A 10041-nucleotide genomic window follows, 5' to 3' on the forward strand; every position below is an offset into this window, starting at 1 on the left:
TCGACCAGCAGCCGCATCATCAGCCTGGACGAGGGCGCACGCCCCGACACCACGCTCGAAGGCCTGGCCAAGCTGCGCACCGTGTTCGCCGCGCGCGGTTCGGTCACGGCGGGCAACAGCTCGCAGACCAGCGATGGCGCGGGTGCGCTGATCCTGGTGAGTGAGGCCGCGCTGAAGCGCTACAACCTGACGCCGCTGGCGCGCTTCGTGAGCTACGCCAGCCGCGGCGTGCCGCCGCACATCATGGGCATCGGCCCGGTCGAAGCCATCCCGGCCGCGTTGAAGAACGCCGGGCTGACGCAGGACCAGATCGACTGGTTCGAGCTCAACGAGGCCTTCGCCGCGCAGTCGTTGGCCGTCATGAACACCCTGGGCTTGGACCCGGTCAAGGTCAACCCCATGGGCGGCGCCATCGCGCTGGGCCACCCGCTGGGCGCCACCGGCGCCATCCGCTCGGCCACCGTGGTGCACGCCCTGCGCCGCCACAACAAGAAGTACGGCATGGTGACGATGTGCGTGGGCATGGGGCAGGGGGCGGCGGGCATCTTCGAGCGCGTCTGATCCCCTCACGGTCGCGTGCCGGACTGCGCGCGACCGTGGGTGCCGGCAAACTGGCGCGATGCACTCACACGTTTTTGACCAGGCCATCGCGCTCACTGCCACCGGCGACGACTGTTACACCGGCGCCACCTCGCCGGCCTACGCCAACATGGTGGGACCGTTCGGGGGCATCACGGCCGCCACAGCGCTGAACGCGGTCCTGCAGCACCCGGCGCTGCTGGGCGAACCGCTGTCGCTGACGGTGAACTTCTGTGCAGCGCTGGCCGATGGCCCGTTCGCCGTGTCGGCCCAGCCGGTGCGCACCAACCGTTCCACCCAGCACTGGGTGGTGTCGGTCACGCAGCCGGGGCCGTCCGGCGCGGCCGAGACGGTGGTCACGGCGTCGGTCGTCACCGCGGCGCGCCGAACCACCTGGAGCGTGGACGATGAGCCCTTGCCGGCGGTGCCCCGGCCAGGGGAGTTGCCGCCCTACACCGTGCCCTCGCCGGTGGCTTGGATCCAGCGCTACGAGATGCGTCCGGTGGAAGGTGCGATCCCGCACACCTGGGACGGCAGCGGCAGCGACAGCCGCTCGCGCCTGTGGATGCGCGACGCGGCGCCGCGTGCGCTGGACCTGAGCGGTCTGGCCGCGCTGGCCGATGTGTTCTTTCCGCGCATCTGGCTGCGCCGCGCCACGCGTGTGCCAGCGGGCACGGTGTCGATGACGGTGTACTTCCATGCCGGATCGGCGCAGCTGGCCGAGGTGGGGCACGGCTGGGTGCTGGGCCAGGCCCGTGCCCAGGCGTTCCGCAACGGCTTCTTCGACCAGACGGCGCTGCTCTGGAGCGAGACCGGCCATCTGCTGTGTTCCAGCCATCAGGTCGTGTACTACAAGGAGTAAGCCCGCGGCCAGCGGCGGGCGGAGCGTGGGGGCTTGACGGGCCAGCTGCCGGGCCGCCCCAAGGCAGGCCCAGCCCCCTCGGGGGGGCAGCGACCCGCGCAGCGGCGGAGCGTGGGGGCAGATGAATTCAGCGCCGGGCCGTTCCCAAGCTGAATTCGCACCCCCTCGGGGGGCAGCGACCCGCGCAGCGGCGGAGCGTGGGGGCTTCAACGCGCCAGCCGCCGGGTAGCCCCAAGTCCGACAGCCTCCTACGGCCTGCCGAGGAACAGGTACAGCCCCGTGTAGCCCTTGGGTGCGTGCACCAGGCTCAGGTACAGCGGTCCCAGCCCGGTGTCGGCGCCCACGAACAGGCTGGAGCCGGCGCGCAATCCCTTCCAGCCGATGTCGCTGCGGTCCAGCCAGGCGTTGCCGGCTTCCAGCGAAGCGCCGGCGAACAGTGCGCGTGCCACGCCGGGGCTCCAGTCCATTCGGCGGTACCAGGTCAGGCGCCCGAACAGCAGGTAGTTGCCGGCCACCTGGCCGACGCGGTAGCCCGAGAGTTGCTGGAAGCCCCCGAGCGAGAACTCGTCGATGGCGCCGAGCGGGATCTGGCTGGCGTGGGCCAGCCGTGCGCCGACGTTGAAGCTGTGCCGGCCCCAGGTGCGCACGCCGGTGAAGCTGCCTTCCAGGCGCGTGAAGCCGCTGCTGCCACCGGCCGAATAGGCGCGCCGGCCCACCACCAGCTCGCCCTTGGCGCGGTAGCCCGCCGACGGGAAATTCGCAAAGTCCAGCTGGTCGGCGATCACCGCGGCGCGCAGGCCCAGCTCGCGCCAGCGCTGGGTGGACACCACCAGACCGGTGGCGGCCAGCTGGCTGCTCACCAGTTCGGGCACCGCGCGGTGCAGCGAGCCGACCACGCCCACCCGCATGTCGCCGAACTCGCTGCGCAGACCCATGGGCCAGCCGATGTCGGCGCCCAGCTTGACGCTTTGCCGGAAACCGATGGCGGCCTGTTCCCCGTCGTCGCCGTACAGCTCCACGCGCTGCTGGTGAGCGTCCACATAGCCCGACACAAACCGGTCACCCACCCCGCCCAGGGGCTGGTAGACCTCGGAGTAGGCGGCCAGCGTGCGCCCGAGCTGCAGGCGGTTGCGCCACTCCGCGCCCTGGTCGTTGAGCCAGTGCCGGTTGTGGCTGATGCGCAGGTTGAAGTCGCCCTGGCCTTCGAAGTCGGTGCGCAGGTCCAGGCCGAGCTTGAGGTAGTTGGGCCCCCAGTCGTTCTCGCGCAGCTGCACCTGCAGCGCCTCACCGTCGCCCAGGCGCTGCAGGCGGTAGTCCACCCGCTCGTAGTCGCCGCTGGCGGCCAGTTTCTGCAGGTCCTCTTCGATCGCGGCCACGTCCACCGGCATGCCCGGCAGGGTGTCCAGCGTGCGCGCCAGCCGCTGTGCGCGCGTTTCGTTCACCCCCTCGAAACGGATCGCGCTGATGGTGCCGTTGCGTGCCGTGTTGGCCTGCGCCTGCTGGTCGCGTTGTGCCTGCCATTGCGCGTAGCGCGCGGGGTCGGCCGCGAAGCGCTTCAGGGCTTCTCGCACCGAACGGCCGTAGTCCTCGCCGATCTTCACCAGCGCGGGCGCGCGGTCAAAATCGGCCGATGTGAGCGGGCCTAGGGACGGCTGCAGCAGCAGGTCCTGCGGCGTGAGCAGGGCCACACTGGCCTGCACGTTCTGCTCGGTCAGGATGTTGACCATCTGCGTGGTGATGCCCAGCAGGCTGCCCAGCGTCTCGCGCCCCGCCAGCGGCGTGCCGATGTTGACCGCGATGATCACGTCCGCCCCCATGCGCCGCGCCACCGCCACCGGCAGGTTGTCCACCAGCCCGCCGTCGCCCAGGATGCGGCCGTCCACCTCCAGCGGCGAGAACACGCCCGGCACCGACATGCTCGCGCGCAGCGCGGCGGCCAGGTCGCCGTGGTCCATCACCACCGGCTGGCCGGTCTCCATGTCGGTGGCCACGGCGCGGAACGGCGTGGGCAGGCCGTCGAAGGTGGCCAGGTGGCGCGTGGGCAGGGTGTAGCGGCGCAGCAGCACCTCCAGCCCGCGGGTGGACACGGCCCCGGTGGGCAGCCGGAACTCGCCATTGCGAAAGCCCAGCTCCAGCACCGGCGAGAGTTCGAAGTCCTCTTCCTTGCGGCGCTGCGACAACTGCTGCCGCGGTTCGCGGCGCTCGAACACATTGCCCCATTCGATGGCCAGCACCTCGCGTTCGAGTTCGGCGGCGTTCATGCCGCTGGCGTACAGCCCGCCGATGATCGCGCCCATGGATGTGCCCACGATCAGGTCCACCGGCACCTGCGCCTCTTCCAGCACCTTGAGCACGCCCACGTGGGTGATGCCGCGCGCGCCGCCACCCGAGAGCACGAGGCCCACGCGCGGGCGGCCGGGGCCGGCGGCGGGCGTGTCCAGCAGCTGGGCGGCGGCCGGTGGCGGCCCGCCCAGGGCGGCGCACAGGAACAGGACGGTGGCGTGCAGGGTGTGGCGCAGAGACGGCATGCGCCGCAGTGTAGAGGGGCGGGCTGTCCCGCAGGGCCACCGCGTGGGGGGTGAACCCCAGACGCCGCGCCCCGTTCGAGGTAATTTGCCGGGCGGTCCCTGGCCGGCCCGCTGCAGCGGTGGCCCGGGCGTCACTTTTCTTTCAAGAACATCACCATGAGCGACATCCTCGTCCACACCGAAGCCGGCATCACCACGCTGACCTTCAACCGCCTCGACAAGAAGAACTCCATCACCGCCGCCATGTACGCCACCCTGGCCGACGCGGTCGAAGCCGCCGCGGCCGACCCGGCCGTGCGCTGCGTGGTGTTCCAGGGCCACGAAACCGTGTTCAGCGCCGGCAACGACATCGCCGATTTCCTGAACAACCCGCCCGCCACCGAAGACTCACCGGTGTTCCGTTTCCTGCGCGCCATCGCACGGTTCCCCAAGCCGCTCATTGCCGCCGTCTGTGGCCCGGCGGTGGGCATCGGCACCACGCTGCTTTTCCATTGCGACCTGGTCTACGCCGGCGACAACGCCGCGTTCTCCATGCCCTTCGTGAACCTGGGCCTGTGCCCCGAAGCCGCGTCCAGCCTGCTGGTGCCGCAGATGCTGGGCTACCACCGCGCGGCCGAAGCGCTGCTGCTGGGCGAGCCCTTCATGGCCGAAGCCGCGCTGGAAGTGGGCCTGGCCAACCGCGTGCTGCCGCCCAGCGAAGCCGCCGGCTACGCCCAGGCCGTGGCGCGCAAACTGGCCGCCAAGCCGCTGGCCTCGCTGGTCGAGACCAAGCGCCTGATGAAGAAGGGCAACGCCGCCCAGGTGATGGCGACCATGGCCGAAGAGGGCGCGAGCTTCGGCCGCATGCTGGGCGAGCCGGCCGCCAAGGAGGCCTTTGGCGCCTTCATGGAGCGCCGCAAGCCGGACTTTTCGCAACTCTGAAGCGGGAGCAGGTCGATGACGCATGGTCGGGGGTGGTGGCGTCTGGTCGGTGCTGGCCTGTGGTCGGCTGTGTTGCTGAGCGCCTGCGCCCAGACGGCGCCACCGGCCTGCGATCCGGCCGCGGTGGCGCAAGCCACCGACCTGCGGGTCATCGTGCAGTTCCGCGAGCCGGTGGCCGGCGACGCGCCGCAGACCCTGCGGCAATTGCAGACCCTGAGCCAGGGCTGTGTGTGGGCGGTTTCCAGCGTGTCGCCCCGCGTGCATGCCTACCGTTTCAGCGGCCTGGCCGACGCGGCTCTGCTGCGCCAGCGACTGCTGGCCTGGCCGCTGGTGCAAGATGTGGTGCCCGACGCGCGGTCGGGACCCCATGCCGCGCCGTGACCCGCCACCCCTCGAACCGCATCCCGTGTCCGACCCCATCGCCATGACGCGCCGTTTCTCTGCCCGCCGTACCCGAGTGCAAACGCTCGTGGCCATGGCGATCGCCACGGCCAGCCAGCTGGGCCAGGCGGTCGGGCCTGCGCCGGTACCAACCGCCGCCGAACCGGTGCAGCGTCTGATCATCCAGTACAGGGACGGTGTGTCGCCGGCTGGCGCGTCCGTTGTCCTGGCGCCGCGCGATCCCAGGGTCTCTGCCGCCGCGGCCGTGACACGCAGCGCCGGCCAGGCCCAGGCGCCGGGGCTTCATTACCTCAAGTCTGTCTCGCCCCGGCTGCACGTGGCCCAGCTCGACCGGCCGCTACCGGCCAGCGAGGCGCAAGCGCTCATGGACCGCCTGCGGGCCGATCCGGCGGTGGCTGCGGTCATGGTCGACCGGCGCGTGCGGCCGCATGCCCTGCCCAACGATCGTTATTTCGCAGACCCGCGCTCCGCGTACTTCCAGTGGCACCTGCAGAGTCCTGCCAGCGTGACCGGCGGCATCAACGCCGCCGCTGCCTGGGACCGCAGCACGGGCACCGGTGTCACGGTGGCGGTGCTCGACGGTGGCTACCGCCCGCACGCCGACCTGCTGGCGAATCTGCTGACCGGCGATGACCACGATTTCATCAGCGACGACTGGACCTCCAACGACGGCGATGCGGTGCGCGACACGGACGCCGAGGACCCCGGGGACTGGGTGAGCCGTGCCGATGCCACCACGGCTTGTCCGGCCGAATCCAGCTCCTGGCACGGCACCCACGTGAGCGGCTTGGTCGGTGCCCTGGCCAACGGCACCGAAGGCGTGGGCGTGGCCCACGGTGCTCGCGTGCTGCCGGTGCGGGTGCTCGGGCGCTGCGGAGGTTTTCTGTCAGACATTCAGGCGGGCATGCGCTGGGCCGCCGGCCTGCCGGTACCGGGCGTCCCCGACAACGCCCAGCCGGCGCAGGTGCTCAACCTCAGCCTGGGTGTGCAAGAGACCTGCGACAGCATCACCCAGTCGGTGGTTTAAGAGGTGCGTGCGCAAGGCGCGAGCATCGTCGCCTCCAGCGGCAACGAGGGCGTGATCGCCATCACCAGCCCCGCCAACTGCATGGGCGTGGTGGCCGTCACCGCCCATACCCGCAGCGGTGACAGCGCTGACTACGCCAACGTCGGGCCGGGTGTGGCGCTGAGTGCGCCGGGCGGCGACAGCGCGGGTTCGGTGGCGTCGACCGGGAACACCGGCACCACCGTGCCGGGCAGCGACACCTACACCTGGATGTTCGGCACCAGCATGGCCGCGCCGCAGGCGGCCGGCGTGCTGGCGCTCATGGCGTCGGCCCGCCCGGATCTGCCCCAGGCTTCGCTGCAAGCGCTGATGCGCGGCGCGGCGCGGCCGTTCCCGGCCGCCAGCTATTGCGACCGCTACCCCGGTTTTTGCGGCAGTGGGTTGCTCGACGCCGGGCAGGCGGTGAACGCCGCGTTGGCGGCCCCCGCCAACGCGCCCGATCTGGAGGTGCTGCAACGCCTGGTCAGCGGTGGTCTGGCGCAGGGTGAGCAGGCCGTCTTCGCCGTGCAGGTGCGCAACTGGGGAACGGTCACCGCTTCCGACGTGCAGGTCACCGCCGCCGTGACCGGGCTGGACATCGTGTCGGTCTCGGCCAACGTGGCGGGCACCGCGCTGTCGCGCAGCAGCAGCGCGCTGAGCGCGGTGGCCGGTGACCTGGCCGCGGGGGCCGAGCTGGTGCTGACGGTGACCGCCCGGGTCACCGCCACCGACGGCTACGTGACCAGCCAGGCGCGCACCAGCGGCAGCGCCACCGAGGTGACCCTGGTGAACAACGATCACCTGCTGGTACCGGCGGCCGTGGAGCCCGCGGCGCCGGTCGCAGCCGCCGACACGGGAGGGGGCTGCACCGCAGCCCCCTCCGGACAGGCCGACCTGGGGCTGCCGCTGCTGTTGCTGGCCGCGCTGCTGGGTGGCCTGTGGCGTCGGCGCACGCCGCGTCCGGCGCACCGCTGAGCTGCGTTCAGCGCCCTGCGCTGACCAGCCGGGTGTAGGCCTCGCGCGTGGCCGGCGACACGGCCGCCAGCACCTGCTCGTAAGTGGTCTTGTGCCTCATCAGCACCCGCGCGGAGGCCACGTTGCGCGAGCGGCAGAACCAGTGGCAGCTGTGCTGGAACAGCAGCAGCTCGGCGGTGGCGCGGAACGCTCGGTCGCGGGTGGACAGGCCTTCTTCGTTGCGCAGCGTGGCGGCCAGGCCCTGGGCGTGCAGGGCCACCAGGGCGCGCAGGTCAAAGCTGTGCTGCGGGAACAGTCGCGTGGCCATGGGCACGCTCACCGGCCAGCGGCTCACGCGCAGCCGTTCGCCCCACACCTCCTGGAGCGCATCGGCCAGTTGCTGCAGCTCGGTCTGCAGCGCCTCCTCGGTGGCGGCCAGGTTGCGACAGATCGGTTCGGCCCGCTCGGGGTCGGTCTCGCCCAGCGCGCGCAGGTAACCGTCGGTGAGCTGCGCCATGTGCTCCTCCAGCCGGTACTGGCGCAAGAAACCACCCAGCAGCACGATGCGCTGCTGCTCATCGTGGCGTTTGAACATCCAGAAGCCGCCCGACAGCAGCAGCCACAACACAAGTGCATCCATGGCGGTATTGTCGGGGCTCTCACCACCCGACCGTCCTCCACCCTGGGTATGTCCATGGCCTACATGCTTCTGATCCACGAACCCGTTGGCCAGCGCGCCACCCGCACGGAGGCCGAAGGCCGTGCCGCCTACGCCGCCATGGTCGCGTTTGGCGAGGGCATCGCCGCGCGCGGCCAGCTCAAGGCGGTGGAGTCGCTGGCGGGGTTGGACACGGCGGTGCGCGTGAGCCACGCACCGGGCCAGTCCCAGACCCTGGACGGCCCCTTTGCCGAGGCCAAGGAAATGGTGGGTGGCTTCTTCCTGCTGCAGAACGTGACGCGCGAGCAGGCCGTGGCCTACGCCCACGCTTGCCCGGCCGCGCAGTGGTGCACGGTGGAGGTGCGGGCGCTGGCCCCGTGTTTCGAGGGCAACGCGACGCGCTGACCCGCCTTCAGGTGTTCAGGCGCGCCACCCAGTAGGTGGCACCCTCGGCGCCGTAGCGCTCGCTGTGCGGCTCGCCGTGTTCAAGCTCGAACAGGTCGCCGGGGACCAGGTGCTGGGTCGTGTCGCCCACCGTCAGCCACATCTCGCCCTGCACCACCAGCGCCTTGGCCGCGAACGGGTGGGTGTGGGTGTCCAGCACCGTGTCCGGCGCCCACACGCGCTCCAGGACCTCGTCAAACCCTTCGGCCAGGGCCACGCTTTTGAACGTGTTGACATCGGGTGTCATGGGCATCTCCTGTTGTGCGCTGCGGGAAACCATTGCACCATGGGTCTCTGCACCCGCCGCGCGCCGTGCATCGCAACCGCGCCCGCTTCAGGGTTTTCCCAGGTCGGTGCCATGTCGAAAACCCGCACGCTGCTTCGTCGTCACGTGGAGGCCCCGCAGGCGCACGACATGACCAACCTGTACCACGCGTCGTCGGCCGCGACGGGGACTGGATGGGCCGCACCCGGCCCCGGGCCCTGCAAGTCCTCCAGCCCATCTGTGCAACCCCCACCTGAGGAGCGTCCCATGACCACCGCCACCGTGCCCATGTGCGCCGTCGTGCACTTTGAAATGCCCTACCAGGACCACGAACGCGCCGCTCGCTTCTACGCCGCCGCGTTCGGCTGGACCCACCAGTTCCTCGGCCCCCAGATGGGCGACTACCTGCTGGTCAACACCGCGCCAGCCGGCGCCCGCCCGCCCATGCCACCCGAGGCCGCGCTGGGCTCGATCAATGGCGGCCTGTTCCCCTTCAAGGCCGACTGGCCGATGCAGCACCCTTCGGTGGTGATCGGGGTGCCCGACATCCGCGCCGCGATGCAGCGGGTGCGCGACGCGGGCGGCGAGGTCATCGGCGAGCCGATGGCCATTCCCGGCGTGGGCGAGTACGTGGTGTTTCGCGACACCGAGGGCAACCACAACAGCATGATGCAACCCAGCATGTGAGCACCCCTCCGTGCTGCGCACGACCCCCTCAAGGGGGCAACACCTGCGGCCTGGCAAAGCCAGTTCCGCGGTGTTCTCGAAACTGAAACCCGGAGAACACTCGCCATGCGATTCATGATCATCGTCAAGTCCTGCCCCGCCTTCGAGGCCGAAGCCACACCCGAGGCGCCCGAAGAACTGATGGCCGAGATGGCCGCTTACCACGAGGAGCTGGCGCGCGCGGGCGTGCTGCTCGACGGCAGCGGCCTGCACCCCAGCCGCACCGGTTGGCGCATCCACCACGACGAAGCGGGCGGGCGCCAAGTGATCGACGGCCCGTTTGCTGAAGCCAAGGAGCTGATCGCGGGTTACACCCTGATCCAGGTGCGCTCGCGCGAAGAGGCCATGGAGTGGAGCCGCCGCTTTCCCAACCCCGCCGGCAAGGGCAAGTCCGCCGTGATCGAGCTGCGACAGCTGATCGAGCTCGACGAGTTCCCGCCCAGCGCTGCGCTGGACCAGATGAAAGCCATCGACGGCATCGCCCCACAACCCTGAAGGAGAGCTCCATGTTTCGCCAGATCTTTGTCAACCTGCCCATCCAGGACATGGCCCGCTCGCAGGCCTTCTTCAAGTCACTGGGCCTCTCGTTCAACCCGCGCGTCACCAACGAGCAGGGCGTCTGCCTGGAGATCGGTGAAAACTTCTACGCCATGCTGC

The 10041-nt window shown here is 70.6% G+C and carries 12 protein-coding genes and 1 pseudogene; 10 read left to right on the forward strand and 3 right to left on the reverse strand.

Annotated elements, in window-relative coordinates; all coding sequences use genetic code 11:
* Together ACR2JA_RS19100 and ACR2JA_RS19105 are read left to right on the forward strand one after the other, a co-directional pair.
* Positions 1–561, forward strand: a 561-nt coding sequence (locus ACR2JA_RS19100) for an acetyl-CoA C-acyltransferase (RefSeq protein ID WP_434010647.1), incomplete at its 5' end; no start/stop codon positions are given.
* Positions 562–619: 58 nt separating this feature from the next.
* Positions 620–1441, forward strand: coding sequence for an acyl-CoA thioesterase (locus ACR2JA_RS19105; protein WP_434010648.1), 822 nt, complete (start codon positions 620–622; stop codon positions 1439–1441).
* Between the two features lie 248 nt (positions 1442–1689).
* Here the strand turns inward: ACR2JA_RS19105 and ACR2JA_RS19110 are convergent, their stop codons facing one another.
* A complete protein-coding gene (locus ACR2JA_RS19110) occupies positions 1690–3969 on the reverse strand; it encodes a patatin-like phospholipase family protein (protein WP_434010649.1) in 2280 nt (759 codons plus the stop codon).
* A gap of 156 nt (positions 3970–4125) precedes the next feature.
* On the opposite strand from ACR2JA_RS19110, the gene ACR2JA_RS19115 reads away from it, so the two are divergent.
* The 4 genes and pseudogenes from ACR2JA_RS19115 (at position 4126) to ACR2JA_RS19130 (ending at position 7312) form a co-directional block, all read left to right on the forward strand.
* Positions 4126–4890, forward strand: coding sequence for an enoyl-CoA hydratase (locus tag ACR2JA_RS19115; RefSeq protein ID WP_434010650.1), 765 nt, complete (start codon positions 4126–4128; stop codon positions 4888–4890).
* Between the two features lie 69 nt (positions 4891–4959).
* The gene (locus ACR2JA_RS19120) at positions 4960–5271 is read left to right on the forward strand and encodes a hypothetical protein (RefSeq protein WP_434010651.1); all 312 of its coding nucleotides are present in this window, start codon (positions 4960–4962) and stop codon (positions 5269–5271) included.
* 424 nt (positions 5272–5695) lie between these two features.
* Positions 5696–6670: pseudogene (locus ACR2JA_RS19125) on the forward strand (S8 family peptidase); the annotation flags it as partial.
* Positions 6668–7312 (forward strand): JDVT-CTERM domain-containing protein, encoded by a 645-nt coding sequence (locus ACR2JA_RS19130; RefSeq protein ID WP_434010657.1) that lies wholly within the window; start codon positions 6668–6670, stop codon positions 7310–7312. The pseudogene ACR2JA_RS19125 and the gene ACR2JA_RS19130, both read left to right, overlap by 3 nt.
* A gap of 7 nt (positions 7313–7319) precedes the next feature.
* Here the strand turns inward: ACR2JA_RS19130 and ACR2JA_RS19135 are convergent, their stop codons facing one another.
* Entirely contained in the window at positions 7320–7931 is a 612-nt protein-coding gene (locus ACR2JA_RS19135; RefSeq protein WP_434010652.1) for a hypothetical protein, read from the reverse strand.
* 54 nt (positions 7932–7985) lie between these two features.
* Here ACR2JA_RS19135 and ACR2JA_RS19140 point away from each other — a divergent pair, with 54 nt between their 5' ends.
* Positions 7986–8354, forward strand: a complete 369-nt coding sequence (locus tag ACR2JA_RS19140) for a YciI family protein (protein WP_434010653.1) — start codon at positions 7986–7988, stop codon at positions 8352–8354.
* 7 nt (positions 8355–8361) lie between these two features.
* Here ACR2JA_RS19140 and ACR2JA_RS19145 read toward each other — a convergent pair whose 3' ends face one another.
* Entirely contained in the window at positions 8362–8640 is a 279-nt protein-coding gene (locus ACR2JA_RS19145) for a cupin domain-containing protein (RefSeq protein ID WP_434010654.1), read from the reverse strand.
* Positions 8641–8925: 285 nt separating this feature from the next.
* On the opposite strand from ACR2JA_RS19145, the gene ACR2JA_RS19150 reads away from it, so the two are divergent.
* From ACR2JA_RS19150 to ACR2JA_RS19160, 3 genes are all read left to right on the forward strand, one after another.
* Positions 8926–9345 carry a VOC family protein gene (locus ACR2JA_RS19150; RefSeq protein ID WP_434010655.1) on the forward strand — a complete coding sequence of 140 codons (420 nt, stop codon included), beginning with the start codon at positions 8926–8928 and terminating at the stop codon, positions 9343–9345.
* A gap of 105 nt (positions 9346–9450) precedes the next feature.
* Positions 9451–9879 (forward strand): YciI family protein, encoded by a 429-nt coding sequence (locus ACR2JA_RS19155; protein WP_434010656.1) that lies wholly within the window; start codon positions 9451–9453, stop codon positions 9877–9879.
* Positions 9880–9890: 11 nt separating this feature from the next.
* The coding region (locus tag ACR2JA_RS19160; protein WP_434010658.1) for a VOC family protein at positions 9891–10041 on the forward strand (151 nt) is incomplete at its 3' end.

This window comes from Hydrogenophaga sp., assembly GCF_051007235.1.
Taxonomy (GTDB): Bacteria; Pseudomonadota; Gammaproteobacteria; order Burkholderiales; family Burkholderiaceae_C; genus Hydrogenophaga.